Origin of the sequence: Nonomuraea fastidiosa (genome assembly GCF_042751225.1) — a bacterium.
Classification (GTDB): Bacteria; Actinomycetota; Actinomycetes; order Streptosporangiales; family Streptosporangiaceae; genus Nonomuraea; species Nonomuraea fastidiosa.
On record NZ_CP170570.1, the window covers coordinates 5807973 to 5832675 of the forward strand.

24 protein-coding genes and 2 pseudogenes are annotated in these 24703 nt (G+C 72.4%); 10 read left to right on the top strand and 16 right to left on the bottom strand.

Translation table 11 applies throughout. The annotated features are described in order from the left end of the window. Window positions 1–281: 281 nt before the first annotated feature. Window positions 282–1007, top strand: coding sequence for a hotdog fold domain-containing protein (locus ACFMQL_RS26800; protein WP_364055428.1), 726 nt, complete (start codon window positions 282–284; stop codon window positions 1005–1007). Between the two features lie 58 nt (window positions 1008–1065). Here the strand turns inward: ACFMQL_RS26800 and ACFMQL_RS26805 are convergent, their stop codons facing one another. After that, entirely contained in the window at window positions 1066–1920 is an 855-nt protein-coding gene (locus ACFMQL_RS26805) for an alpha/beta hydrolase (RefSeq protein WP_364055425.1), read from the bottom strand. A 51-nt stretch (window positions 1921–1971) separates the two neighbouring features. Here ACFMQL_RS26805 and ACFMQL_RS26810 point away from each other — a divergent pair, with 51 nt between their 5' ends. After that, entirely contained in the window at window positions 1972–2682 is a 711-nt protein-coding gene (locus tag ACFMQL_RS26810; protein WP_364055422.1) for a type 1 glutamine amidotransferase, read from the top strand. Here ACFMQL_RS26810 and ACFMQL_RS26815 read toward each other — a convergent pair. Next, window positions 2574–3239, bottom strand: coding sequence for an HXXEE domain-containing protein (locus tag ACFMQL_RS26815; protein WP_378787598.1), 666 nt, complete (start codon window positions 3237–3239; stop codon window positions 2574–2576). The two genes, ACFMQL_RS26810 and ACFMQL_RS26815, sit on opposite strands and share 109 nt — an antisense overlap. A 39-nt stretch (window positions 3240–3278) precedes the next feature. Here ACFMQL_RS26815 and ACFMQL_RS26820 point away from each other — a divergent pair, with 39 nt between their 5' ends. Both ACFMQL_RS26820 and ACFMQL_RS26825 read left to right on the top strand, forming a co-directional pair. Continuing rightward, on the top strand, window positions 3279–6251 hold the full coding sequence (locus ACFMQL_RS26820; protein WP_378790213.1) for a bifunctional [glutamine synthetase] adenylyltransferase/[glutamine synthetase]-adenylyl-L-tyrosine phosphorylase: 2973 nt from the start codon (window positions 3279–3281) through the stop codon (window positions 6249–6251). Between the two features lie 62 nt (window positions 6252–6313). Beyond that, entirely contained in the window at window positions 6314–7348 is a 1035-nt protein-coding gene (locus tag ACFMQL_RS26825; protein ID WP_378787600.1) for a hypothetical protein, read from the top strand. 63 nt (window positions 7349–7411) lie between these two features. On the opposite strand, the pseudogene ACFMQL_RS26830 reads toward ACFMQL_RS26825, so the two are convergent. Then, window positions 7412–8155, bottom strand: a pseudogene (locus ACFMQL_RS26830) (aminotransferase class I/II-fold pyridoxal phosphate-dependent enzyme); the annotation flags it as partial. A gap of 49 nt (window positions 8156–8204) precedes the next feature. Between ACFMQL_RS26830 and ACFMQL_RS26835 the strand changes: the two are divergent. From ACFMQL_RS26835 to ACFMQL_RS26845, 3 genes and pseudogenes are all read left to right on the top strand, one after another. Continuing rightward, a pseudogene (locus ACFMQL_RS26835) lies at window positions 8205–8570 on the top strand (amino acid ABC transporter ATP-binding protein); the annotation flags it as partial. A 5-nt stretch (window positions 8571–8575) separates the two neighbouring features. Next, complete coding sequence (locus ACFMQL_RS26840) at window positions 8576–9127, top strand: GNAT family N-acetyltransferase (protein WP_378787601.1); 552 nt, start codon at window positions 8576–8578, stop codon at window positions 9125–9127. A gap of 184 nt (window positions 9128–9311) precedes the next feature. Beyond that, window positions 9312–10013 (top strand): phenylalanine--tRNA ligase beta subunit-related protein, encoded by a 702-nt coding sequence (locus ACFMQL_RS26845; RefSeq protein ID WP_364055393.1) that lies wholly within the window; start codon window positions 9312–9314, stop codon window positions 10011–10013. A 5-nt stretch (window positions 10014–10018) separates the two neighbouring features. Here the strand turns inward: ACFMQL_RS26845 and ACFMQL_RS26850 are convergent, their stop codons facing one another. From ACFMQL_RS26850 to glnA, 4 genes are all read right to left on the bottom strand, one after another. After that, complete coding sequence (locus ACFMQL_RS26850; protein WP_364055390.1) at window positions 10019–10216, bottom strand: DUF5708 family protein; 198 nt, start codon at window positions 10214–10216, stop codon at window positions 10019–10021. Window positions 10217–10400: 184 nt separating this feature from the next. Continuing rightward, window positions 10401–10556, bottom strand: a complete 156-nt coding sequence (locus tag ACFMQL_RS26855; protein ID WP_364055387.1) for a hypothetical protein — start codon at window positions 10554–10556, stop codon at window positions 10401–10403. A gap of 397 nt (window positions 10557–10953) precedes the next feature. Continuing rightward, window positions 10954–11670, bottom strand: coding sequence for a hypothetical protein (locus ACFMQL_RS26860; RefSeq protein WP_364055384.1), 717 nt, complete (start codon window positions 11668–11670; stop codon window positions 10954–10956). Between the two features lie 205 nt (window positions 11671–11875). Further along, window positions 11876–13300, bottom strand: coding sequence for a type I glutamate--ammonia ligase (gene glnA, locus ACFMQL_RS26865; RefSeq protein ID WP_364057524.1), 1425 nt, complete (start codon window positions 13298–13300; stop codon window positions 11876–11878). Window positions 13301–13529: 229 nt separating this feature from the next. Between glnA and ACFMQL_RS26870 the strand changes: the two genes are divergently transcribed. The 3 genes from ACFMQL_RS26870 (at window position 13530) to ACFMQL_RS26880 (ending at window position 15609) form a co-directional block, all read left to right on the top strand. Beyond that, on the top strand, window positions 13530–13991 hold the full coding sequence (locus ACFMQL_RS26870) for an RDD family protein (RefSeq protein ID WP_364055381.1): 462 nt from the start codon (window positions 13530–13532) through the stop codon (window positions 13989–13991). Between the two features lie 62 nt (window positions 13992–14053). Beyond that, entirely contained in the window at window positions 14054–14674 is a 621-nt protein-coding gene (locus ACFMQL_RS26875; RefSeq protein ID WP_364055378.1) for a helix-turn-helix domain-containing protein, read from the top strand. After that, window positions 14671–15609, top strand: a complete 939-nt coding sequence (locus ACFMQL_RS26880) for a hypothetical protein (RefSeq protein WP_364055375.1) — start codon at window positions 14671–14673, stop codon at window positions 15607–15609. Before ACFMQL_RS26875 ends, ACFMQL_RS26880 begins: the two co-directional genes overlap by 4 nt. Here the strand turns inward: ACFMQL_RS26880 and ACFMQL_RS26885 are convergent. The 9 genes from ACFMQL_RS26885 to lipB all read right to left on the bottom strand — a co-directional run bounded on the left by ACFMQL_RS26885 (window position 15590) and on the right by lipB (window position 24702). Continuing rightward, complete coding sequence (locus ACFMQL_RS26885; protein WP_364055372.1) at window positions 15590–16354, bottom strand: methyltransferase domain-containing protein; 765 nt, start codon at window positions 16352–16354, stop codon at window positions 15590–15592. The genes ACFMQL_RS26880 and ACFMQL_RS26885 overlap by 20 nt on opposite strands. Beyond that, window positions 16354–17034: a DUF4191 domain-containing protein gene (locus ACFMQL_RS26890; RefSeq protein ID WP_364055369.1), complete on the bottom strand. Its 681-nt coding sequence runs from the start codon at window positions 17032–17034 to the stop codon at window positions 16354–16356. Before ACFMQL_RS26890 ends, ACFMQL_RS26885 begins: the two co-directional genes overlap by 1 nt. 68 nt (window positions 17035–17102) lie before the next feature. Beyond that, window positions 17103–19478 carry a beta-glucosidase gene (locus ACFMQL_RS26895; protein WP_378787606.1) on the bottom strand — a complete coding sequence of 792 codons (2376 nt, stop codon included), beginning with the start codon at window positions 19476–19478 and terminating at the stop codon, window positions 17103–17105. 148 nt (window positions 19479–19626) lie between these two features. Then, on the bottom strand, window positions 19627–20421 hold the full coding sequence (locus tag ACFMQL_RS26900; RefSeq protein WP_364055363.1) for an alpha/beta fold hydrolase: 795 nt from the start codon (window positions 20419–20421) through the stop codon (window positions 19627–19629). Beyond that, the gene (locus ACFMQL_RS26905; RefSeq protein WP_378787609.1) at window positions 20418–20792 is read right to left on the bottom strand and encodes a VOC family protein; all 375 of its coding nucleotides are present in this window, start codon (window positions 20790–20792) and stop codon (window positions 20418–20420) included. Before ACFMQL_RS26905 ends, ACFMQL_RS26900 begins: the two co-directional genes overlap by 4 nt. A gap of 110 nt (window positions 20793–20902) precedes the next feature. Beyond that, the gene (locus tag ACFMQL_RS26910; protein ID WP_364055357.1) at window positions 20903–21859 is read right to left on the bottom strand and encodes a helix-turn-helix domain-containing protein; all 957 of its coding nucleotides are present in this window, start codon (window positions 21857–21859) and stop codon (window positions 20903–20905) included. 113 nt (window positions 21860–21972) lie between these two features. Next, window positions 21973–22902, bottom strand: coding sequence for a lipoyl synthase (lipA, locus tag ACFMQL_RS26915; protein ID WP_364055354.1), 930 nt, complete (start codon window positions 22900–22902; stop codon window positions 21973–21975). Window positions 22903–22944: 42 nt separating this feature from the next. Continuing rightward, window positions 22945–23925, bottom strand: a complete 981-nt coding sequence (locus ACFMQL_RS26920; RefSeq protein ID WP_378787612.1) for a hypothetical protein — start codon at window positions 23923–23925, stop codon at window positions 22945–22947. An 84-nt stretch (window positions 23926–24009) separates the two neighbouring features. Then, complete coding sequence (gene lipB / locus ACFMQL_RS26925; protein WP_364055348.1) at window positions 24010–24702, bottom strand: lipoyl(octanoyl) transferase LipB; 693 nt, start codon at window positions 24700–24702, stop codon at window positions 24010–24012. Between the last annotated feature and the right edge of the window lies 1 nt (window position 24703).

Sequence of the window (24703 nt, forward strand, 5' to 3'; positions counted from 1 at the left end):
CTGCCAACGCCTTGATCGGCCTCACTCCTGAAGTGGTTCGGAGTGAGGCCGATTTTCGTTCCTTCTCACGCCCGGGACACGTCCCCGCGATGCGCGGCGCCTATCGTCGTGAAACCCCCTGGGCGAGGGAAGTTTCGGGCCCCTTCGAGGCGTTATGGAGGAGCACCGAGTGGCCGCCAGGACCCCCGTCCCCTGGTAAAGCGGGAGTCCAGTAAAATCGGCCTGCTCTTTACGATATTTTCGGACTTTTCGCCGATTGGGGCGATATAGGAGGGTGTGGCATGACGACGGCTGCCTTGCAGACCGTGTTGACCGTTCCCAAGCGCTTCCGTGGTCCCGTGGGCGTCGCCAACGGCGGCTGGATCGCGGGCACCATGGAGGAGGCGCTGAACGGTGGCCGATCAGGTAGCCGATCAGCCGTCGAGGTCACCCTGCACGCTCCGACTCCGCTGGAGACCGAGCTGCGTCTCGACCACATGGCCAACTCCGCCTCCCTTTTCCACGGCGACAAGCTGCTGGTCGAGGCCATCCCCGTGACGGAGGACCTCGAGGGCCCCGGCTTCGTGCCATTCAACGACGCGGCCCGCGCCGAGGCCGGGTTCGCGGGCCTGCGCAAGCACCCGTTCGCCGAGTGCTTCGCCTGCGGCCTGCGCGAGCCCGGTGACGGCCTGCGCATCTTCCCCGGCCCGGTCGAGGGCAGTGACCTGGTGGCGGCCGGCTGGCGGGTGCCGTTCACGGTGACCGACGAGGACGGCGTCCCGGCCTCCATCATCGGCGCGGTGCTCGACTGCATCACCGGCTGGGCCCACTTCGGCCCGGGCGAGAGCGCCCTGCTGGGCCGGCTGACCCTGCAGATCCGCGGTGAGATCCTGCCGGGCGGCCGCTACTCCGTGGTGGCCCGCCCGACCGGCCGCGACGGCCGCAAGCTCTACGGCCAGAGCGGCATCTACGAGGTGGACGGCACGCTGGTCGCGGCGGCCAAGGCCACCTGGATCGCTCCACGCTGAACCGCGTAGCGCAAGGGGCCTCCGAGCGCGTCTCGGAGGCCCCTTCGCATGTCCGGGGTCAGGACGTGAGCCGCTCCACGACGATGTCCGCGCAGCGCTCGTCGAACAGGATCGTGTAGTGATTGCAGTCGGGCACCACCTCGTCGCGCAGCTTCGGCAGGCGCTCGATCCAGGGCCTGACGAGATCGTCGGGCAGCATCCCCACCGGCTGGTCGAGCAGGCCGCGCGGGGCCCGCAGCAACGTCAGCGGCGCGGAGATCCGCTCAAGGGCCGCCGCGATCCTGTCCCGCTCGGCGTGCAGCCACCGGCCGTCCTCCAGCACCGCCTCGCCGACCGCCCGCGGCCGCAGCGCGCCCTCGGGCCCGGTGAGGTCATAGCGCGCGTACGCCTCGACGTCGTCGGTCCACTTGCCGGCGAAGGCCGGGTGGGCCTTGAAGAACTCCACGTACTCCTCGGGCGAGGCGTACGTCTGCCGCAGCCGTTCCAGCGCCGGGCCCAGCAGGGCCCGGGTGGCCGTGTCCGGATCCTGGCCTTCGGGCAGCGGGGCGAACGGGATGCCGCCGTCCACCAGCACGACCTTGGCGAACTCCCGCTGCGCGGCGGCCAGCACGGCCACGTACGCGCCCATCGAGTGCCCGGTCAGCACCGCGCCGGGCCCCGCGCCGACGCGCTCGGCGATCCGCAGCACGTCCTCGGCGTGCCGGTCCAGCCCGTACGGGCCGGGCAGCGAGTCGCTGTGCCCGCGTCCGCGCAGGTCGATGGCGACCAGCGACCAGCCGTCCGGCAGCCGCCTGCCCACCGTCGCCCAGGCCATGAGCGAGGCCGAGATGCCGTGCGCGGCGACGATCTTGCGCGGGCCCTTGCCGAACGTGGCGATGCGCTGCCCGTCCACCTCAGCGAATTCAACAGTCATGCGGGGCAGCATAGAGACCGGCACTGGCAAAATGGCCGGATAATTGTGGATATGCGGATCACGGTCATCGAACACGAGGCCGAGGCCGGTCTCGGGTACCTCGCCGGCTGGCTCGGCGTTCCCTGCGACGTCGTGCGGCCCTACCTGGGGCAGGAGGTGCCGGAACGGGCGGCCGACGGGCTGATCGTGCTCGGCGGCGCGGCGGCGGCCTGGGAGGACGAGCGCAGCCCCTGGCAGCCCGCCACCCGCGACCTGCTGCGGCGCGCCGTGGACGAGGGCACGCCCACGCTGGGCATCTGCCTGGGCGCGCAGCTGCTCACCATGGCCTGCGGCGGCACGGTCGAGCGCGGCCCGGCCGGCCTTGAAGTGGGCGCGTGCGAGGTGATCGCGCTGCCCGCCGCCGCCTCCGACCGGCTCTTCTCGGGCGTCGGCGAGCGGGCGGTGGCCGTGCAGTACCACCAGGACGCGATCACGCGGCTGCCGGACGGCGCGGTGCCGCTGTTCACCGGAGACCGCTACCCCAACCAGGGCTACCGCCTGGGCGAGGCGGCCTGGGCGGTGCAGTTCCATCCGGAGGCCACGCCCGAGATCTTCGCCGCCTGGACGGCGCAGTCCGCTCACTCCGCCGAAGGTGACAGCCTGAGCGCCCAGGGCTACCGAGCCGAGGAGCTGAACGCCGAGGTGAAGGCCGCCGAGGACCGGCTGGTGGCGACCTGGCGCCCGGTGGCCGAGGCTTTCGGGGCCCTGGTCAAGAACTCCTGAGCCCGCCGCGCCAGGGTCTGCGCGTTCTTCGAGTTCCCGCGGCGGCCGGTGAGGGCGTGGGCGAGCGCGTGCACGCCCGCCAGCACCAGCGGCAGCGCCGCCAGACCGCCCGTACGCGACGTCACCGGCACCTCGGCGGCCCGTAGCCGCCGCCAGGCCCACACCGCGTACGGGAGCACCACCAGGGGAGCGGTCACCACGCCGGGCACGTACCCCCTGACCAGCGCCGCCTGCGCCAGATGCAGCATCCCGTGCACCCCGAACCCGGCCAGCGCCGCCTGGAAGACCGGGCTGCGCCCGCCCGTACGCGCTCCCAAGGCCGCCGCGCCCGCGACGACCCCGCCCATGAGCCCGATGGCCGCGTTCACGTGCGCCTGCGACACCTCAAACCGCTCCCACGGCACCCCGGGGAAGCAGGACTCCAGCCGGGGCCGCGCCTGCCGCGTCCACCGCGCCATCGTGGCCAGCTCCTCGGCGTCGTGCACGACCCACGCCCCCAGCAGCCCCCACGCCACACCGGCGGGGACCCGGCCCGCCACTCCCTCGTCCCGGCTCATCAGCACGCCTCCTCGATTGCAACGCAACGTTGCGTTGTGATGTCATGCTACGGCCGTACGGGAAAGAGCTGTCAAGATGGAGGGGTGCCCAGGATCGAATCCACCGCGGCCAGGCTCGCCAAACTCGGTTTCGCCGACGGCGCCAGGGCCGCCCAGCTGGTCAGCCAGTCACCGGCCGATCTCGACGACATCCTGGAGGCGCTGGTCGACGTCGCCGATCCCGATCAGGCGCTGGTCTCGCTCACCCGGCTGATCGAGCGCGAGCCCGCCGTCCTCGCCACGGTGCGCGGCGACGACCGGCTCAGGAGCCGCCTGCTGGCCGTGCTCGGGGTGAGCGCGGCGCTCGGCGACCACTTCGTCCGCCACCCCGGCCACATCGCCCTGCTGGCGCAGGACGGCCTCGGCGACGCCAGGGCCGAGCTGCTGCGCGCCGTCGGCGCGGAGCCGGACGAAAGCGAGCCGCGCGCGCAGGCCGGCGGCAACGACGCGCTCACGGCCCTGCGCGTGGCCTACCGCGGCAGGCTCGCCCACCTGGCAGCGCGCGACCTCACCGGCACGCTCACGCTGCAGGAGGTCACCGCCGAGCTGTCCGAGCTCGCGGGCGCCGCGCTGGAGGCCGCGCTCGCCATCGCGCGCGCCGAGATCGACGCCTCCGACGTGCGCCTGGCGGTCATCGGCATGGGCAAGTGCGGCGCCAGGGAGCTCAACTACATCAGCGACGTCGATGTGATCTTCGTCGCCGAGCCCAAGGACGGCGCCGACGAGACCAAGGCGCTGCGCACGGCCACCCGGCTCGCCCAGGCCATGATGCGGGCCTGCTCGGCCACCACCTCCGAGGGCTCGCTGTGGGAGGTCGACGCCGGGCTGCGGCCCGAAGGGCGCTCGGGGCCGCTGGTCCGCACGCTGGAGAGCCACCTCGCCTACTACCGCCGCTGGGCCAAGACGTGGGAATTCCAGGCGCTGCTCAAGGCCAGGCCGGTGGCGGGCGACCTCGACCTCGGCGCCTCCTACGTCGCCGCCGTCAACGAGATGGTCTGGTCGGCCGCCACCCGCGAGCACTTCGTCGAGGACGTCCAGGCCATGCGCCGCCGGGTCGAGGCCCACGTGCGCGAGCAGGGCGACCGGCATCTCAAGCTGGGGCCAGGCGGGCTGCGCGACATCGAGTTCGCCGTGCAGCTGCTCCAGCTCGTGCACGGCAGGCTCGACCCGCTGCTGCGCCGCAGGGCCACGCTGCCCGCGCTGGCCGCGCTCTCCCGGGGCGGCTACGTCGGGCGCGACGACTCGCGGAGCCTGGCCGAGGCGTACTCGTTCCTGCGCCAGGTCGAGCACCTGCTGCAGCTCCACCGGATGCGCCGCACCCACGTCGTGCCCACCGACGAGGCCGATCTGCGCCGCCTCGGACGGGCGCTCGGCATGTACGCCGACCCGGTGGGGGAGTTCACCACCCGGTGGCGCCGCCACGCGATGGAGGCCAGGCGGCTGCACGAGAAGCTGTTCTACCGGCCGCTGCTGCAGGCCGTGGCGCGGCTGCCGGAGTCGGAGGCGCGGCTGTCCGCCTCGGCCGCCGAGGCCCGGCTGAAGGCTCTCGGCTACGTCGATCCCGCCGGCGCGCTGCGCCACATCGCCGCGCTGTCCACCGGCGTCTCCCGGCGGGCCGCGATCCAGCGCACGCTGCTGCCGGTGATGCTCGGCTGGTTCGCCGACACGCCCGACCCCGACGCCGCGCTGCTCGGGTTCCGCCAGGTCAGCGACAAGCTCGGCAGCACGCCGTGGTACCTGCGGCTGCTGCGCGACGAGACCGCCGTCGCGGCCAGGATGGCGCGGCTGCTCGGCACCAGCCGCTACGCCACCGGCCTGCTCATGCACGCCCCAGAGGCGGTCGCCATGCTGGGCTCCGACGACGAGCTGACCCCGCGCCCGCCCGAGTCGCTGCTGGGCGAGGCGTCGGCGGCGGTCTCCCGGCACGGGGGCGACCCCGAGGGCGCCGTCACCGCGGTGCGGGCGTTGCGGCGCAAGGAGCTGTTCCGCACGGCCGTGGCCGACATCTCCGGCCTCATCGACATCGAGACCGTCGGCACGGCGCTGTCGCGGCTCAACGACGTGACGCTGCAGGCGGCGCTCGACGCGGCGTTCGGCGAGGCGCGCGAGCTGACCTCGTTCGCGATCATCGCGATGGGCAGGCTCGGCGGCATGGAGTGCTCCTACGCCAGCGACGCCGACGTGATGTTCGTGCATTCGCCGCTGCCCGGCGTGGATGAGCGGGCGGCCACCGACGCCGCCTTCGCCGTCGCCAACGAGGTGCGCAGGCTGCTGGCGCTGCCCGCGCCCGACCCGCCCCTGCACGTCGATCCTGGCCTGCGCCCCGAGGGCCGCCAGGGGCCGCTGGTGCGCACGCTGGCCTCCTACCGCTCCTACTACGAGCGCTGGTCGTCGCCGTGGGAGGCGCAGGCGCTGCTGCGGGCCAGGTTCTCGGCGGGCGACCCCGAGCTGGGCGAGGCGTTCACGGCCGTGATCGACGAGCTGCGCTACCCGCGCGACGGGCTGAGCGCCGGCGCGGTCAGGGAGATCAGGCGGCTCAAGGCCCGCATGGAGGCCGAGCGGCTGCCGCGCGGCGCCGACCCGGCGCTGCACACCAAGCTCGGCCCCGGCGGGCTGTCCGACGTCGAGTGGGTGGCCCAGCTCCTGCAGCTGCGCCACGCCGGCACGCGGCCGTCGTTGCGCACCACGCGCACGCTGGAGGCGCTGCGCGCGGCCGTGGCCGAAGAGCTGCTCGCGCCCGAGGACGAGGCGGTGCTGGCCGAGGCGTGGCGCTTCGCCTCCCGCGTCCGCGACGCGATCATGCTGGTCAAGGGCCGGCCCGGCGACAGCGTCCCGAAGGACTCCACCGAGCGCGGGCTGATCGCCCGCACGCTCGGCTACCCGCCCGAAGGCTCTGAGGACTTCCTCGACGACTACCGCCGGGTCACCCGGCGCGCCCGCAAGGTGGTGGAACGCGTCTTCTACGGCGACTGATCCGCATTTCCGGGGGTTCCTGATGCGCTGCGTCATTGCGCCATCACCCCCGCGGGTGTTTCATGGCCGCCGTGTTATCCGTGTATCTGGACCTCGCACTCGGCCTGGTCGTGACGTTCCTGCTGCTGTCGTTGCTGGTGAGCGGCATCAACGAGGCCGTCGTACGGCTGCTGTCTATCCGCAGCAAGTTCCTGTGGGCCTATCTCAGGGACACCATGGACGGCGCGGGACCCCACGGTTCATGGCTGCCCACGAGGGTGGTCGACGTGTTCAGGACGATGCCGTTCCTCCGCGACCCGCGGCCCGCCCACGAGGCCAGGCCCGCGCCCGCCAGCGCCGGCGAGGTGCCGGAGACCGGCACCGGCGCCTCCATGATCAACCTGCTGTACGAGCGGGTCAGGGAGATCGACCACGGCAAGCAGGGCAGGACGAGCATCGCCGAGATCCCGCCCGCCAGGTTCGCGGTGGCGGTGATGGAGCTGGCCGCCGCGAACGGCGACGTCGAAGGCCTCCTGGCCAGGCTCAAGCAGATGGGCAGCCCGCTCTACGGCCACCTCAAGGGCGTCTGGGAGTCCGCGCAGGGCGACCTCGACCGGTTCAGGAAGGGCGTCGAGAGCTGGTTCGACGGCGAGATGGAACGCCTGTCGATGCTCTACAAGCGCTACGCCAAGTGGGTGCTCGCCGTGCTGGGCGTCGCGGTGACGCTGCTGTTCAGCATGGACGGCCTGGAGTACGCCAAGACGCTGCTGCGCGACGACGCCTTCCGCGCCTCGGTGACGGCCGTGGCCGGGTCGGGGCAGGGCGCGTACGACGAGCTGAAGGCCCGCTGCACCGGCGCCGGCGATCCGGTCACCTGCGTCACCGAGACGCTCAGCGAGCCCGCGCTGGTCAAGCTGATGGGCCAGGCGCTGGTCAGCGTCTCGCTCCCGGCCGACGGCGAGCCCGAAGTGCGCTGGAACGGGGGCGCGTGGTGGGACCGGGTCAGCACGCCGAGCCACTGGCCCGGCTTCGTGCTGACCTCCGTGGCGCTGCTGTTCGGCGCGCCGTTCTGGTGGGACGTGCTGCGCCGCATCGCCGGGCTCAGGTCGCGGCGCTGACAGCTCGTCGCGTACGGGGACCCAGAGCACCAGCCCGTCGCCGCCGCCGGTGCGCACGCCGCGCGCCGCCAGCTCGGCGGCCATCCGCGCCCGCCGCCGCGCGTAGACCTCGCGGGCGCGGGCCACGCACGCCTGCGCGCCCGCGTCCTCGAGCAGGTGGGCGAGCGCGTCCTGAAGGATCCTGCTCGTCCAGCCGGTGCCGAAGCTGCGCAGCACGCGCACCCGCTCCACCGCGTCGGCCGCGCCGCCGATCACCGCGATCCGCAGGTCCGGCCCGTGCGACTTCGAGTACGAGCGCACCAGCACCGTACGGTCGGGAAAGCGCGTCCCCATGCTGACCATCGGCGAGACCGACAGCTCGCCGATGCCGTCGTCCTCCACGATGAGCGTGGTGGCCGGCTCCAGCAGGCCGGCCAGCTCCGCCGAGCGCTCCGGCGTGACCGCGTGCCCGCACGGCGACTGCCCGCGCGGCTGGTAGACGAACGCCACCGGCCGCGCCTTCAGCGCCTTGGCCAGCGCGTCCGGCAGCGGCCCTTCCTCGTCGCAGGCGACCGGGATGATCTGTACGCCGATCGTCTCCAGGATGTCCAGGTCCACGGCCAGGCGGTCGCCCCAGTGGCCGAGCCGCTCATACCGGATGGGGCGCGGCGCGTCGGGCGGCCCGAGCACCACCGTGCCGCGCCGCCGATCGGTCTTGATCATGCCGTGCCTGCGCAGCTCCGACCATGCCTCCGCGACCGTGCCCGAGCTGACGCCGAGCTCCCTGGCCAGGCCGCGGACCGTGGGCAGGCGCGCCTGCGCCGTCACCGTCCCCTCCCTGATGAGGTCGGTGAGTGCGGCGGCGATGCCGCGCGCGCTGCTGCGCCGCGTCGGCCTGGAGGACAAGGCGGACAGCTACCCCCGCCGGCTCCCGGGCGGCCGGCAGCAGCGGGTCGCGATCGCCAGGGCCCTCGCCATGCGGCCCAAGCTCATGCTGTTCGACGAGCCCACCAGCGCGCTCGACCCCGAGCTCGTCGGCGAGGTACTGGCCACCATGAAGAGCCTCGCCGAGGACGGCCTCACCATGATCGTGGTGACCCACGAGATCGGGTTCGCCCGCGAGGTGGCCGACCGCGTGGTGTTCATGGACGGGGGAGTGGTCGTCGAGTCCGGCCCGCCGGCCAAGGTGCTGGACGATCCGAGCAACGAGCGGACCAAAGCGTTCCTGAGCCGCGTACTGTAGCTCTGATGGAAACGGCTCGACTGGAAACAGAGCGGTTGATCATGCGCAGGTGGCGCGAAGAGGACCGCGAGCCCTTCGCCGCCATGAACGCCGACCCCGAGGTCATGGAGCACTTCCCGGCCCTGCTCACCCGCGAGCGGAGCGACGCCCTCGTCGACCGGATCGAGCGGCACTTCGACGAGCACGGCTACTCGCTGTGGGCGCTCGAACTGCGCGGCAGCGGGCGGTTCATCGGCTTCGCCGGGCTGATGCTCCAGACCTTCGACGCACCGTTCCTCCCGGCCGTCGAGATCGGCTGGCGGCTGGCCCGCTCCGCGTGGGGCCACGGCTACGCCATCGAGGCCGCCAGGCGCGCCGCCCGCTACGCCTTCGAGGAGGCCGGCCTCGACGGGCTCATCTCGATGACGGCCGTGCAGAACCGGCGGTCGCGGTCGGTCATGGAGCGCCTGGGCATGACCCGCGATCCGGCCGAGGACTTCGACCACCCCCTCGTCCCGAAGGACAGCCCGATCTCCCGCCACGTGCTGTACCGCCTGCGCCGCCCCGCGACGACCTGACCCCGGCCAACGGCGGCCCGGACCGGCCCCTGGCGACGCGACCCGGCCGCTGGTGACGCGACCGGCCGCTGATGGCGTGGCCCGGCCGCGTTGACCGGGCGCCGGGGCCGCCCCGCTATAGGCTGCCGGAAGAAGATCCCGATCCCGGCAGCCTGCACAGCGCAGTACAGGGGAGTGAGGACCGATGCGTTTCCAGCATTCGCCCGCCATCTGGAACGACTTCCCCGCACTGGTCCCCGCGGCGCTCTACGCCGAGGGCATCACGCCCGAGGTGTCCGTGGCGGACCGCGTGCCCGCGTACGCCGCGCGCGCCGCGGCCAGGCTCGCCACCGCCTCCGAAAGCGACCTGCCGGAGATCCAGGCCTGGCGGCGGGCCTTCTCCCGCATGGGCCTGAAGCCCACGCAGTACCGGTGCGCCTCGGAGTCGCTGCTGCGTCGCTTCAGGAAGGAGGGCGCGCTGCCGTCCCTGCACCTGCTGGTGGACCTGTGCAATGCGATCTCCATCGCGTACGCGGTGCCGATCGCGGTCTTCGACGTCTCGCGGATCGCCCGCTACCTCGAGGTCCGCCACGCCACCGGCGACGAGACGTACCTGACCTTCTCCGGCGAGACCGAGCACCCCGCCCCCGGCGAGGTGATCTTCGCCGACGCCGAGGGCCGCGCGCACGCCCGCCGCTGGACCAACCGCCAGAGCGGCCTGTCGGCCGTGCGCGACTCGACGTCGAACGTGCTGATCGTCGCCGAGGCCCTGCACGCCTCGGCCCCGGCCGACATGGACTCCCTGGTGGCCACCCTCACGACCGAGCTGAACGCGCTCTGGCCGGTCACCCCGAAGTCGGCCGTCCTCACCGCCGCCGAACCCGCCTTCGACTTCGCCGGCGACTAGGCCGGTCAGCCGCGGGCGTCGCCGGGGCGCAGGACCTTGTAGAGGCCGTACAGGGCCTCCACCCCGCCGATCACCATGAGGACGACGCCGATCTTGGACGGGGTGAAGACGAAGATCTCCTCATCGAGCCCGAACAACCAGAGCGCCAGCCCCACCACGAAGGTGAGCGAACCGGTGAACAGCGTCTTCCTGGCAGAGGCCATGAATAATCCTCACAAAGGGGATTCGCGTGCTGATGACCCTGCACACCCTAGTGAGGGGCGCCCCGGCGGGGCCTCCTGCCGCTGAGGGAGATCGCCGTACACCTTTCGGCTGACCCCCGTACGCTCACCCGCAGCGCTCCTGCGCGCGCAGGCCGCCACCGGGGCGTCCGTGACGGTCCGGCGCTCACCACCGGTCGTGGCGGCCGCGCAGCTTGTCGAGCAGGCCGTGCAGCCGCTGCCGCTGACGGGGGTCGCGCGTCATGCGCCTGCCCTTGTCGACGTGCCTGCGGCCCTCAGGGCTGCTCAGGAAGTGGCGAACCTTGTTCATCAGGGATGTCATGATCTCCTCCTCGGGTTTCGCCATCCTCTACCCCGGATACCGGCTGGTTCACGGGACCGCCCGGCCCCGACCGCCCGGCGCACGCCACGGCACGGGGCGTGGGAGGGGGCGTGTCCGGCGCGCGTGGTGGGGGGCGTGTCCGGCGTGCGTGGTGGGGGGCGTGTCCAGTCGCGTGGGTGGGGGCGTGTCCGGGTCGCGTTCGCGGGGGCAGATTTGGTCGCGTCGGCGGGTGTATCCGGGTCGCCAGAGCGAGAGCACGCCGGCGGGGCGTGTCCGGACGTTACGGCGCGGGTGCGGAACAGGGCGCGCCCGGTCGCCAGGGCGCGTCGGCGTAGGGCCGTCACCCCACGGCCGCGCGGGCCCGCCGCACGCGGGGTCGTCACCCGGCCGGCCCGGCTCAGCCGAAGCGCGTCGTCCACTCGCCGGGCAGCTCGGCGCGGACCCGATCGAGGGCCTCCACGGTGCGGGCCCGGACCTGGATCATGGCGCCGTCATCGCGGATGATCACGTCGCGACCGGCGTACCAGCGGATGCCAGGCGCCGCCTGAGACGTCGGATAGTCAGGCAGCGGCAGCCGCGTGAAGCGCCCCTCCAGTACGCCGCCCTCGTCATCGTCCAGCTCCCTGCCGTCGGCGAGCTCCTCCGGCGAGACGAGCGACTCCGACAGCACCATCTCCACGCAGGCGTGCGAGAAGCGGTCGAGCCAGCCGTCCCAGCTCTCGGAGGCCTTGTCGGCGAGGTCCAACCGGATCATCACCGGGGGATCGGGCCGCTCCAGCTCGGCGAGCGGAATGCCCCAGCGAGCCGCGCCCTGGCTCTCGACGCGGAACACCAGCGCCTTGTCGACGATGTGCAGCTCATCGGGGCCGAGGAGAACGTCCTGCACCCCGACCAGGTCGGTGCGGCGGCCGAAGAGCCCGTACGCCTCGCGCAGCGCCACGGGCAGGCGCACGCCCAGCCGCGCCTCGGTGGCGTCGAGCTCGGGCTCGGACCAGCCGTCGCCGTCGGCCGGCGGCGAGCCCCACGCCGCCGCGAACCCGCGGATGAACCGCCACGCCCCCTCCCGGCCGGCCATCGCCGCCGGGAACTCCCGGATCACCTCGAAGCCCGTCATGCGCCGAGAGGGTAACGCCACCCACCGACAATCGAGCATGAGAAGGCCTCGCGGCGAACGCCCGGAGGCCCGGGGCGAGGCACATCTCCTCGCCCCGGGCCTCCGGGGTTCACGACCTGTGGCGGACGACCGCCGCCCACGCGGACGGGGCGGCACCGGCCGGACGCCGCGCGCCGCCCGCAGCGGGCCGGCGTGCGGCGGCCGATCACACGTCGTAGTAGAGCTCGAACTCGTGCGGGTGCGGGCGGAGACGGATCGGGTCGACCTCGTTCTCCCGCTTGTACGACAGCCAGGTCTCGATCAGGTCCGGCGTGAAGACGCCGCCCTCGAGCAGGTAGTCGTGGTCGGCCTCGAGGGCGTCCAGCACCTCGGGCAGCGAGCCGGGCACCTGCGGGATGTTGCGGGCCTCCTCCGGCGGCAGCTCGTAGAGGTCCTTGTCCACCGGCTCCGGCGGCTCGATCTTGTTGCGGATGCCGTCGATGCCGGCCATCAGCATGGCCGAGAACGCGAAGTACGGGTTGCACGACGGGTCGGGCACCCGGAACTCGATGCGCTTGGCCTTTGGGTTGGAGCCCGTGATCGGGATGCGGACGCAGGCCGACCGGTTGCGCTGGGAGTAGACCAGGTTGACCGGGGCCTCGTAGCCCGGCACCAGACGGTGGTAGGAGTTGACCGTCGGGTTGGTGAACGCCAGCAGCGACGGGGCGTGCTTGAGCAGGCCGCCGATGTAGTAGCGGGCGGTGTCGGACAGGCCCGCGTAGCCGACCTCGTCGTAGAAGAGCGGCTGGCCGTCCTTCCACAGCGACTGGTGGCAGTGCATGCCGGAGCCGTTGTCACCGAAGATCGGCTTCGGCATGAACGTCACCGTGTGGCCGTACTCGAGCGCCGTGCTCTTGATGACGTACTTGTAGAGCATCAGGTTGTCGGCGGTCTTGAGCAGCGTGCCGAACTTGAAGTCGATCTCCGCCTGACCGGCGGTGCCGACCTCGTGGTGCTGCATCTCGACCTCGATGCCGGCCTCGATGAGGTTGCGCACCATCTCCGAGCGCAGGTCGGTGAAGTGGTCCATCGGCGGCACCGGGAAGTAGCCGCCCTTGTAGCGCGGCTTGTAGCCGAGGTTGCCGCCCTCGGTGGCCTTACCGGTGTTCCAGGCGCCTTCGATGGAGTCGATGTAGTAGTAGCCGGCGTTCGCCTTCGTCTCGAAGCGCACGTCGTCGAAGATGTAGAACTCGGCCTCGGGGCCGAAGTAGACCGTGTCGGCGATGCCCGTGCCCTTGAGGTATTCCTCCGCCTTGCGCGCGACGTTGCGCGGGTCGCGGCTGTAGGCCTCACCCGTCAGCGGGTCGTGCACGAAGAAGTTGATGTTGAGCGTCTTGTGCTGACGGAACGGGTCGAGCACGGCGCTGGAGGGGTCGGGCAGCAGAAGCATGTCGGACTCGTGGATCTGCTGGAAGCCGCGGATCGACGAGCCGTCGAACATGAGTCCGTCGGTGAAGACGCTCGCGCTGAAGTTCTCAACCGGGAAGGTGAAGTGGTGCGTCGTCCCCGGCAGGTCGGTGAACCTGACATCGACGAACTGCACCCCTTCGTCGCTGATGAACTTCAGGACGTCGTCGGCGGAGTTGAACACTCTCAAACCTCCCTGGGGACTGGCCACTCATGCGAAAGCTAGGGCGTAGCGGTTTCCGCATGGTGTCCCGCTTGTTTCGCACGTGTTACGCGCGGTCTGCCTGGTCACAGGGCGTGCGGGCGGCCGCTCACGTCTCCCCGGGCGGCGAGTCGTCCCCGTCGCGGCGGACCGGAGTGCGGCGCGCGCCCTGCGATTCGGACCGCCCCTGCCTGCGGCTACCGTGGAGTCCATGAGCAGCAAGGAGCCTCGGTGGACGCAGACCTGGCTGGGCGGCGTCCGTTCCGCAGGGGTCGATCTCGGCTACCCGGGTGAGCGCCTGGGGCTGCCCCAGGAGGGCAGCGGGTCGGTGTCGGGATGGGGGCGCAGGATCGGCGCGCTCGTCATCGACTGGATGATCTGCACGTGGGTGGTGGTGCAGCTGCTGCTCAGGATGAACCCCGCGGAGTCGCCGTGGGCGCCGGCGCTCGTGTTCGCCGTGCAATACCTGCTGCTCGTCGGCTTCATGGGGCAGACGTTCGGCCACCGGCTCATGGGCATCAGGGTCGCCGCGATGGACGGCGGCGACCCGCGCTGGCTGCCCGTCTTCGTCCGTACGGTGCTGCTCAGCCTGGCCATTCCCGCCGTCATCTGGGACCGCGACCACCGCGGCGTGCACGACCGCGTCTCCAACACGGTCGTCGTCCGCATGTAGCGCCCGAGCCGCAAAAACCGTACTGGGTATGTTTTGTACCCGGTAGGGTTTATGCTGTCCGCATGATGATGGCGGGGCTCAGAGAGCGCAAGAAGGAGCAGACCCGGCAGCGCATCGCGGAGACCGCGCTGCGGTTGTTCGCCGAGCACGGCTACGACGCGGTGACCGTCAACGAGATCGCCGAGGCGGCCGGGGTCGCCAAGGTGACGCTGTTCGCGTACTTCCCCAGCAAGGAGAGCCTGGTCCTCGACCAGATCAAGGACGACTACGCCGCGGTCGTGCGGAACCGGCCCGAGGGGATGCCGCCGCTCGGCGCGCTGCGCGAGCACTTCAGGGGCATCGCCAGGCGCGGCGTCGAGGCGCCGGTCGAGACGCTGCTGACCAGGGTCCAGGTGATCGCGTCCAGCCCCGCCCTGCTGTCGGGGGTCTCCCAGACGAACATGAGCGAGCGCGAAGAGCTGGCCGCCGCGCTCGAAGCCGCCATGCCGGACGCGGGCGTCGTGCCCCGGCTCATGGCGGCGCAGATCACCGCCGTCATCACCACGCTCCAAGAGACGTTCTTCCAGCGGCTGGTCAAGGGTGAGTCGCTGGAGAAGGCGGTGCGGCTGCTGGAGGACGAGGTCGAGCTGGCCTTCGACCTCCTCGAACGCGGACTTTCCTGGCAGGAGGGGACTGACTCATGAAGAAGGGCATCAACTATGACACCGGCTTCCTGCCGGGCGACGACCTGTCGCGCAAGAGCTTCGACCCCGCCGCCGTCGCGCGGGAGATGCGCGTCATCGCCGATGACCTGCACTGCCAGGTCGTCCGCGTCTCAGGCCGCGACCCGCACCGGCTGGCCGTCGCCGCCGAGCGGGCCGCGCAGGCCGGCCTCGAGGTCTGGTATGCGCCGTTCCCCGTCGACCTCACCGCGGACGAGATGATCGACCTGTTCGCCGAGGCGGCCGGGCAGGCCGAGTCGCTGCGCCGCGACGGCGCCGAGGTCGTGTTCGTCACCGGCTGCGAAATCACCGCCTTCGGCCCCGGCTACATCGAGGGCGAGACCTACCGCGACCGTCTCAAGGCGATGGGGGCGGGCGACGTCGCCTGGTGGACGGAGCTCTTGCGGGTCATGCCGCGCTTCAACGCCTACCTTGCGCGGGTGGCCGAGGTGGTGCGGGAGCGCTTCGGCGGGCGGGTGACGTACGCGGCGGGGCCGTGGGAGCTGGTGGACTGGGCGCCGTACGACATCGTGGGCGTGGACGCCTACCGCGCCTCCTACAACGCCCACGACTTCACCGATGAGCTGCGCGCCCGCTTCGAGTACGGCAAGCCGGTCGCCGTCACCGAGTTCGGCACCTGCCCCTACCGGGGAGCGGGCGAGCTGGGCGGCATGGCCTGGGCGGTGCCCGAGGGCGCGGTGCGCGACGAGGGCGAGCAGGTGCGTTACTTCACCGAGCTGATGGACGTCTTCGAGGCCGAAGGCGTGGACACCGCCCTGTGGTTCACCTTCGCCGCCTACAACCGCTTCGGCGACGACGACCTCGGCTCCTACGGCGTCGTCACCATGCTCGACGAGACCCGCTGGCGGCCCAGGGAGCTCTTCCACGCCATGGCCGCTAGATATTCGCGCAGCTGAAGATGGCCGTGCCCGGAATGTGGCGGCCGCGCAGCGGGCTCCAGCCGCCCCACACCCGCTCATGGCCCTCCGGCCACTCGGGCTCGATCAGCCCGGTGATCGTCAGGCCGGACGCCACCAGCAGGTTGACCCAGTCGGCCATCGTCCTGTGGTGCTCGACGTAGGTGAGCCTGCCGTGCTCGTCGCGCTCCTCGTACGGCGACCGGTCGAAGTAGGAGCGGTCGGAGGTCAGCCCGCGCGGCCCCGGATCGTCGGGGAACGCCCACCGGATCGGGTGGCTCACCGAGAACACGAACCGGCCGCCGGGCCGCAGCACCCTGCGCACCTCGCGGAAGACCGCCAGCGGGTCGGCCACGAACGGCAGCGCACCGTACGCCGAGCAGGCCACGTCGAACGCCGCGCCGGCGAACGGCAGCACCTCGGCGTCGGCCTGCACCACCGGCACGGACACCCCGGTGTCGAGGTCGATGCGCTGGGAGTGGCGGAGCTGGCGGTGCGAGATGTCGAACGCCGCCACCCGCGCACCCTGCGTCACCAGCCAGCGCGCGCACTGGGCGGCGCCGCAGCCGATCTCCAGCACCCGCCGCCCGCGTACGTCGCCGAGCAGGCCCGCATCGGCCTCGTCGAGTCCTTCAGGCCCCCACACGAAGCCGGTGTCGCGCAGGAAGTCGCCGTGCTCGACCTGGTAGTCGTCGGCGTTGCCGTCCCACCAGCCGCGGTTGGCCCGCGACGAAGGCGACAGCACTAGCGCATCTTGGGGCCGCGCGGGATGCGGGCGCCCTTCGGCATCGGGCCCTTCGGCAGCGGCATGTTGCGCGGCAGCGAGCGCAGGCGGTCCTTCACCTCGTTGACCGACGGCTTCTTGAGGTTGCGCGGCAGCTTCATCAGGTGGCGCTGCAGCTTGGCCAGCGGCACCTGGCCCGGGCCGTCGCCGCACTGCACGTCGTAGATCTCGACGCCGAGCACCACGCGCGAGATGCGCTGCTTCTCGGCCTTGAGCAGCTTCGCCACCCGGTTGCCGGGACCCTCCGACACCAGCACCACGCCGGGATAGCCGACCACGAGGTGCACGACGTCCTGGTCACGGTTGGCCGCGATGGCGGGCGTGACCTGCCAGTTTCCGCGCATGCCCTGCAGCACGGCCGCCGCCGCGCCCTTCTGGCCGTCGAGGAGGGAGTATTGCGCCTTCTGGGCGAACTGCCCGAAGACCACGAGCCCGACCGTGAACGCGGCCAGCAGGCCGATGAAGATCGAATACCACAAGTAGTCCGTGACCAGACCGATCACGACGACCACCGCCAGCGTGCCCACCGCCGAGAGGAAGACGATCGGCATCCCCTTGGGGTTGGCCTGCTTGATGATCTGCGCGATCATGCGGAGCTGCTTGATGCGCCCCGGCTTCTCTGGGTCCTCGGACTTTGCCATGCTCAGAAGGATACAAACCAACAGGTGCAGGAGAGAAAACGCGGCCCCTGCCGTTTTTCCCTTGTGACCTAGATTTTCACCGTTGCCGCCAGGGGGAGGTCCGCCGCGTTACGCCCGGCGCGTACGACGTGCTCGCCCTCGACGGTCCGCCAGCCGCCGTCCCACACCTGAAAGGCCCGCTCGGGCAGGAACATCGTGGTCACGACCGTCTGCCCCGGCTCCGCCTCGACCACGTCGAACGCGGCCAGCCGCCCCCGCGCGTACACCTGCACGACCTCCCGGCCCGCGCGGTCGCCCGTGTTGGTGACCGAGACGGTGACGCTCGTGCCCTCGGCCGCGATCGCGTCGTACGACCAGGTCGTGTAGCCGAGCCCGTGCCCGAACCAGAACGCCGGCGACCCCTCCCACGCCCGGTAGCCGATCTCCTCCCCGTAGACCAGCCGCCCGTCCACCGGCCTCACGTCCGGCACCGGCGCGTCGGACAGCCGGCGCGGCCACGTCGTCGGCAGCCGGCCGCCCGGCTCGCCGTCGCCGAACAGCACCTCGGCCAGCGCCGCGCCCGCCTCCTGGCCGGGGAACCAGGTCAGCAGCACCGCCGCCACCTCCTCCAGCCACGGCATCTCGACCGGCGCTCCCGCGTTGACCACCACGACCGTGCGCGGGTTCGCCGCCGCCACCGCGCCGACCAGCTCGTCCTGCCTGCCGGGCAGCCGCAGGTCCCGCCGGTCGAACCCCTCGCTCTCCACCTCCGGCGTGGTCGCCACCACGACCACCGCGACGTCCGACTCCGCGGCCACCCGGACCGCCTCGGCCATCAGCTCGTCGTCGCTCGGCGCGGGGTCCGCGTGGCCGAGGGTGAGCGACACGAACGGCAGGCCCGCGAGCGTGCCCGCGGGGTGCGTCAGCGCCAGCTCGTACGTCCTGCCCGCCTCCATCGGCACCCGCACCCGGCGCTCCGGCGGCGTCAGGAACCCCGCCGGGTCGCCGTGCTCCGGTTCGAGCCGCTCGTCCATGACCACCGCGCCGTCCACGGTGAGCGTGAACGCGCCCACGCCCGCCGCCGACAGCTCGTGCGCCCCGGAAGTCTCCGCCCGGTACGCCGCCCGCAGCCGCACCGCGGCCAGCCGGTCGGCGTCCACGCCCGGCGGCAGCCCGCCCAGCCAGCGGCACTCGCCGTCGGCCACCTGCTGCTCGGCCAGCACCGCACCCGCCCCGTCCAGGAACTGCGCGGTCAGCGGGCCGGGCAGCGGGGCCAGGCGGATGCGGGGGTCGGTGCCCGTCGCGTACCTGACCTCCGTACGCTCCGACAGCGCCGCCAGCGGCGAGACGACCCGCTCGGGGTAGACCTGGGCGCTGCCGCCGCCCATCGCCCGCGCGTGCCGGGCGGCGGCCCCGATGAGCGCGATCGTCGTGCCCGGCGCCAGCGGCAGCACGCCGTCGTTGACCAGCAGCGTGCTCCCGCGTACGGCCGCCTCCCGCGCCAGCGCGGCCCCGTCGATCGCCTCATCCATACGGACGGAAGCCGCGCCGGCCGGGGGAGTGGCAGTGCCAGGGGGAGCTTGAGTGCTCAGGGGCACCGGGTCGCCCGCAGGCGTGCGAAGCGCGCCGACGCGGGCGGCCAGGCGGAGGATGCGGCGGACCCGGTCGTCGATCGCCGACTCCGGCACCCGCCCCTCGCGGACGGCCCGCTCAAGCCGGGAGCCCCACGGACTGTCCGGGCCCGGCATGGCGACGTCCGTGCCGCCCAGCGCGGCGGCCTCGGTGGAGCGGACGGCCGTCCAGTCCGACACCACGAACCCGTCGAACCCCCACTCGCTCTTCAGCACGCCGTGCACCAGCTCGGCGTTCTCGGTCATCGTGGTGCCGTTCACCGAGTTGTACGCGCTCATGATCCCCCACACGCCCGCCGCCACCACGCGCTCGAACGGCCGCAGGTACAGCTCGCGCAGCGCCCGCTCGCTCACCCGGACGTCCAGGGTGAGGCGGTCGGTCTCGGAGTCGTTGGCCACGAAGTGCTTGGCCGCGGCGGCGACCCCGCCCTCCTGCACGCCCTCGACCAGCGCGGCGCCGATCTCACCGGTCAGGTACGGGTCCTCGGAGAAGTACTCGAAGTGCCGGCCGGCGAGCGGTGAGCGGTGCAGGTTGAGCACGGGGGCGAGGAGCACGTGCACGCCCTTGCGGCGCGCCTCCTGAGCGAGCAGCCGGCCCGCCCGCCTGACCAGGTCCACGTCCCACGTGGCGGCCAGCGCGGTGGGGCTTGGCAGGGCGATCGAAGGGTCGCCCGAGCGCCACTGCCTGCCGCGTACGCCGATGGGCCCGTCGCCCATCACGATCGCGTCGAGCCCGATCTCGGGCAGCGGCGGCAGCGACCACAGGTCGGCACCGGTCAGCAGGCGGATCTTGGCGGAGAGGTCGAGGCGGGCGAGCAGCGCGTCGAGGTCCACGACCCCAGTGTCCCTCGCGCACCGCCCGCCCGCAGTCTGTTTTCCGCCGGCCCCGGCCCCCGTCTCGGCGCCCCAGGCCGCCGGGTTCCGCCAACGGCGGCACGTCGCGCGATCGGCCCGGTCCCGCCGTCGCCAAACCCGTCCGGCGTCACGCCGCCACGAAGAACTCCAGCAGCTCGGGCACCAGCGCCTCGGGCGCGACGTTGTGCGCCTGACCAGGCAGCACCCGCCGCACCGCGCCGGGCACCGTGGCCGCCACCGCCGCGCCCGCGTTCACCATCCAGCCGGGGCTCGCGCCCCCGTTGAGCACGAGCGTCGGCTGCGTGAGCCCGGCCAGGCGCGCGGCGGGCAAGGCGTTGCCAGGACCCAGCACCGCCGCCTCGTACACCAGCGTGTGCGCAAGCGCCTCCATGTCCGCCCAGGACGGGTGCTCCCGCATCCCGGCCAGGACGGGCTCGGGCACCTCGGCCGCCTCCACCATGAACCGCTCGACCACCTCGCCCCGCCGCCCGGCCGCGACGAGCGCGGCGAGCTGCTCGGCGAAGTCGGAGGGCAGCGGGGGAGCGCTGTCGTCCACGTGGTACGGCGGCTCCCACACCGCCAGATGCGTGACGCCGGGGAGCACCATGGCGGCCTCCAGCGCCAGCGCCGCGCCCGACGAGCCGCCGAACACCCTGGCGGTCCCGCCCGCCTCGGCGATCACCGCGGCCAGGTCCTCGATCTCCCGCTCGACCGCGTACGGCGCGGTGTCGCCGCTGCCGCCCCGCCCCCGCCGGTCGTAGGAGTACACCGTGAACCAGCGGGACAGCCCGTTCGCGATGGCCGTCATCGTCGGGTCGCTCCGGTCCGCGAACGCGCCCTGGACCAGGACCACGGCGGGGCCGGAGCCGTGGCGGTCGCAGGCGATGGGCGTGCCGTCGGCCGAGCGTACGACCGTGCTCACTGCGCGGGCTGAACCAGGCACAGCGCCTCCCAGTGGTGGCCGTCGAGGTCGGCGAAGCCGCGCTGGTAGCGCACGCCGTCTTCCTGCCGCACGCCCGCCGGGGTGGCCCCGGCCGCCAGCGCCTTGTCCACCAGCTCGTCCACCTGCGCCGGGTTCTCCATGCCGAGCACCAGGATCGCCTCGGTGCTCGTGCCGGCGTCGGCGATGTCCTTGGTGGTGTACCGGGAGAACACCGGCTCCTCAAGCAGCATGACCTGCGTCTTCTCACTGATGATCAACGACGCCATGCCCTCGGCCATGCCGAACAACTCGAAGCCCAGGCTGGTGAAGAACTCCGTGGACTTGGCGAGATCCTTCACGGGCAGATTCACGAAAAGCTGCATCGCTGAGGTCCCTTCTTCTCATCGCGCCTTCTCAGCTGTGTCGATCATGCCGGGCGCGGGACCCGCGGTCTTGCACGTGAGTGCCAGGAGATTGACGTTCAGCGCACGGCGTTGGCACGGCGGAACTCGGCGGGCGGCACGCCGTACGTACGCCGGAACAACCTGCTGAAGTGCGCCGAGTCGGGTAAGCCCCAGCGCGCGCCGACGGCGCTGACCGGCTCCGCGCCGCCCGCGAGCAGGTCGGCGCGGCAGCGTTCGAGCCGCCGCCGCCGGATCCACGCGGCCACCGTCGTGCCCTCGGACTCGAACAGCCGGTGCAGGTAGCGCACGGAGATGTGGCAGGCCGCGGCGATGGTGGCCGGGTCGAGTTCCGGGTCGCCGAGCCGCTGCTCGATGAAGGCGTGCACCTGCGTCAGCAGCGCCCGCCGCCGCGCGTCGTCGGGCAGCTCGTCCGTACGCCCCGCGCGCTCGGCCACGGCGGTGCCGATGAGGTCCATCGCCACCGTGGCCAGCCTGGCGGCGCTGTCGGGCCGGTAGGTCGCGTGGTCGTCGGCCACCCTGCGCAGCAGCGGCGCGGCCAGCGCCCCCGTGCCCGAGCCGCTGTCGATGGGCATCGCGGTGAACGGCGCCACCCGCCCTTCGGGCAGCGCGAGCAGGTCCCGCGGGAAACTGAACACGGCGAGCCGCACCGAGGCGTCGTAGGCCAGCTCGTACGGCCGCCCGAAGTCGTAGATCGCGAACTCGCCCGCGCCGAGCCGCGCCTGCCTGCCGTCCTGCTCCAGGCGGACGCCGCCCGAGACCACCAGCACCACCCGGTAAAGGTCGGGGTCGTCGCGGCGGATCAGCCCGGGTGTGCGGTGCATGCTGTGGGGCGTGGAGGCGCGCACCCGGCCCACGCTCATCGGCCCCAGCCGGCCCAGCTCGATCTCGCCGCGCAGCGGCGCGCCGGGCGCGATGCGGGTGTCGAGCGGTCCGAGCACGTCGCACACGATGCTCCGCCACGTCTGGTGGCGCTCTTTGGCGGGCAGGTCGCTCGTACGGAACAGCATGGCCATGCGGTATCCCTCGCGAACACGGTCGGCTGCGCCGACATCGTAACGACGCCGCACCTGCCCCGCACACGGGCATGATCAGGCCCCGGGACGCGCCCGGGGCCTCAGCTGTTCGGTCAGGCGGTCTGCCTGGCCTCGATGGCCTGCTTGTAGAGCCGGCCCGCGCGGTACGACGAGCGCACCAGCGGACCCGACATCACGCCGGCGAAGCCGATCGCCTCGGCCTCGGCCTGCAGCTCCACGAACTCCTCCGGCTTGACCCACCGCTCCACCGGGTGGTGGCGCGGCGTCGGCCGCAGGTATTGGGTGATCGTCAGCAGGTCGGTGCCGGCCTCGTGGAGGTCGCGCATGGCCTGGAGGACCTCCTCGCGCGTCTCGCCCATGCCCAGGATCAGATTGGACTTGGTCACCAGCCCGGCCTCGCGGGCCATGGTGAGCACGTTGAGCGAGCGCTCGTAGCGGAAGGCCGGCCTGATGCGCTTGAAGATGCGCGGCACGGTCTCGATGTTGTGGGCGAACACCTCCGGCTTGCTGGAGAAGACCTCCTCCAGCTGCTCGCGCTTGCCGTTGAAGTCGGGCACCAGCAGCTCGACGCCGCAGTCGGGGAGCAGCGCGTGGATCTGCCGGGCGGTCTCGGCGTACAGCCAGGCGCCGCCGTCGGGCAGGTCGTCGCGGGCGACGCCGGTCACGGTGGCGTACTTCAGGCCCATCTGCTGGACCGACTCGGCCACGCGGCGCGGCTCGTCGCGGTCGTACTCCTTGGGCTTGCCCGTGTCGATCTGGCAGAAGTCGCAGCGGCGGGTGCACTGGTCGCCGCCGATCAGGAAGGTCGCCTCGCGGTCTTCCCAGCACTCGTAGATATTGGGACAGCCCGCCTCTTCACAGACCGTGTGCAGGCCCTCCCGGCGCACGAGCGATTTCAGCTCGGTGTATTCGGGGCCCGTCTTCAGCTTGGTCTTGATCCACGGGGGCTTGCGCTCGATAGGGGTTTCGGCGTTACGCACCTCCAGGCGGAGGAGCTTTCGGCCTTCAGGAGCAACGGTCACCTCTTCAGCTTACGTCTCCTGGCAAAACGCCCGGGTCGAGGGTCAGGAGATGAGGCCGAACCCGCGAACCGCCCGCGCGTAGTGACCGGTCAGCTCCTCGTCGATCCGTTCCGACTCCTCCACGCCGAGCAGCTCCGACGGCGGCGGCGCCGGGAGCACGCCGTCATCGGTGAGCTGGAACTTCGTCAGCGCCGTACGCCTGATCGCCGCGACGCTCTCGCCGCGCAGCGCCGCCGCCTGCATCGGCGCGAGATAGCGGCCGCCCGCCGCCTGCTCGTCCAGCTCGGCCAGGTCCTCCTCGGGCGCCGCCCGCCTGGCCAGCGCCCGCTGCCTGGCCCGGACCCGTGGCTCGCCCGAGCGGGCCAGCCACGACAGCGCGTACCACAGCAGCAGCACCGGGACGCCCAGCACGCGGCCGAGCACCCGGCCGAGGAAGCTCGCCACGTCGTACGGGGTGTCGGGGGTCTGCGTGCCGCCCAGCGCGTACGCGATGCGTTCGCCGGCCGCCTCCCTTGCCGTCAGCGGCGCGGAACCCATCAGGGCGTCGCGCCAGGCGTCCAGCGTGGCCAGCGCCTGGCTCACCACCCGCTCGTCCCCGGTCGGCAGCCGCGCGTACGCGGCCGCGAGCAGCGCCACCCGCTGGCGGGGCGGCAGCGCCAGCCACAGCGGCAGCCCGACGAGCAGGACCGGGGTGCGGGCCACGCCGATCCGGTCGTAGGAGGTCACCGGGCTGAGGTCGACGAGCGCGATCGCGCGCGGCGGCCGCACCCCCATCCTGGCGGCCACCCGGGCGGCGACCGCGTACAGCTCGGGCGCGCTCGCCCGGCTCACCGGCTCGGCGCCGGTCGGCATCCGGCCCAGCCGGGGACGCAGCGCCCACCCGACGGCCAGGCAGAGCAGCCCCAGGAGCCACCACAGGACCGACCCTGGGTCCCGCACGATGATCCAGCCGCCCAGCACGACGAACGCCAGCGTCAGCAGATGGACCACGAGCGCGAGCGCGAGAGCGGTGAGGCGCTTCACAAGCGGATGGTAAGCAGAACCGCCGCGAACCTTCCGCTGCTTTTTCGTGCCGATTCGGTCACCGGGGTCGCTTACCGGCCTGGACTACCGCCGTAGCAGATCTTCTTCGTGGAGATCGAACGGCTGCTTGCCGAGCGCCTCCGCCAGCCGCTTCTCCGCGATCGGCATGACCTCCTCGACCACGATGCGCCGGCCCGTCTCGGCCGACAGCGAGGAGACGCCCACGTCGGGGATGCCGCACGGCGTGATGCGGTTGAACCAGCTCGGGTCGTTGGCGCAGTTGAGCGCGAACCCGTGCATGGTGACGCCGCGCGACAGCCGCAGCCCCACCGCGCCGAGCTGACGGTCGGGCAGCCCGAGCGCGGGATCGCCGGACGCCCACACGCCCGCGCGCCCCTTCACCCGCCGGGCGGTCACGCCGAAGTCGGCGCACACCTGGATCATCGCGTCCTCGAGCCGGCACGCGTAGTCGACCACATCGGTGATGGCCACGATCGGGTACGCGACGAGCTGCCCGGGGCCGTGCCACGTCAGCCGCCCGCCCCGATCGACGTCGACGACCGGGGTGCCGTCGGAGGGCCGCTCATGCGGGGCCGTACGCTTGCCCGCCGTGTAGACGGGCGCGTGCTCGAGGATCAGAACGGTGTCGGGAAGCTCGCCGGCGACCCGCTTGCCGTGCACCCAGCGCTGCAGCGACCAGGCCTGCTCGTAGGGGACGTCGACTCCGAGACGGACGATGGCGAGTGCGTGGGGATCGTCCCCGGGGATGGGGCGCATG

What these genes read in the sequence shown, in the direction of transcription:
- ACFMQL_RS26845 (WP_364055393.1), top strand. Translation starts at nt 9,312, where the DNA reads ATGCGTTTCCAGCATTCGCCCGCCATCTGGAACGACTTCCCCGCACTG.
- ACFMQL_RS26850 (WP_364055390.1), bottom strand. Translation starts at nt 10,216, where the DNA reads ATGGCCTCTGCCAGGAAGACGCTGTTCACCGGTTCGCTCACCTTCGTG.
- ACFMQL_RS26815 (WP_378787598.1), bottom strand. Translation starts at nt 3,239, where the DNA reads ATGAGCCGGGACGAGGGAGTGGCGGGCCGGGTCCCCGCCGGTGTGGCG.
- ACFMQL_RS26840 (WP_378787601.1), top strand. Translation starts at nt 8,576, where the DNA reads ATGGAAACGGCTCGACTGGAAACAGAGCGGTTGATCATGCGCAGGTGG.
- ACFMQL_RS26870 (WP_364055381.1), top strand. Translation starts at nt 13,530, where the DNA reads ATGAGCAGCAAGGAGCCTCGGTGGACGCAGACCTGGCTGGGCGGCGTC.
- ACFMQL_RS26910 (WP_364055357.1), bottom strand. Translation starts at nt 21,859, where the DNA reads ATGGCCATGCTGTTCCGTACGAGCGACCTGCCCGCCAAAGAGCGCCAC.
- ACFMQL_RS26855 (WP_364055387.1), bottom strand. Translation starts at nt 10,556, where the DNA reads ATGACATCCCTGATGAACAAGGTTCGCCACTTCCTGAGCAGCCCTGAG.
- ACFMQL_RS26860 (WP_364055384.1), bottom strand. Translation starts at nt 11,670, where the DNA reads ATGACGGGCTTCGAGGTGATCCGGGAGTTCCCGGCGGCGATGGCCGGC.
- lipB (WP_364055348.1), bottom strand. Translation starts at nt 24,702, where the DNA reads ATGCGCCCCATCCCCGGGGACGATCCCCACGCACTCGCCATCGTCCGT.
- ACFMQL_RS26820 (WP_378790213.1), top strand. Translation starts at nt 3,279, where the DNA reads ATGTCATGCTACGGCCGTACGGGAAAGAGCTGTCAAGATGGAGGGGTG.
- ACFMQL_RS26805 (WP_364055425.1), bottom strand. Translation starts at nt 1,920, where the DNA reads ATGACTGTTGAATTCGCTGAGGTGGACGGGCAGCGCATCGCCACGTTC.
- ACFMQL_RS26880 (WP_364055375.1), top strand. Translation starts at nt 14,671, where the DNA reads ATGAAGAAGGGCATCAACTATGACACCGGCTTCCTGCCGGGCGACGAC.
- ACFMQL_RS26800 (WP_364055428.1), top strand. Translation starts at nt 282, where the DNA reads ATGACGACGGCTGCCTTGCAGACCGTGTTGACCGTTCCCAAGCGCTTC.
- ACFMQL_RS26810 (WP_364055422.1), top strand. Translation starts at nt 1,972, where the DNA reads ATGCGGATCACGGTCATCGAACACGAGGCCGAGGCCGGTCTCGGGTAC.
- ACFMQL_RS26825 (WP_378787600.1), top strand. Translation starts at nt 6,314, where the DNA reads ATGGCCGCCGTGTTATCCGTGTATCTGGACCTCGCACTCGGCCTGGTC.
- ACFMQL_RS26890 (WP_364055369.1), bottom strand. Translation starts at nt 17,034, where the DNA reads ATGGCAAAGTCCGAGGACCCAGAGAAGCCGGGGCGCATCAAGCAGCTC.
- ACFMQL_RS26875 (WP_364055378.1), top strand. Translation starts at nt 14,054, where the DNA reads ATGATGATGGCGGGGCTCAGAGAGCGCAAGAAGGAGCAGACCCGGCAG.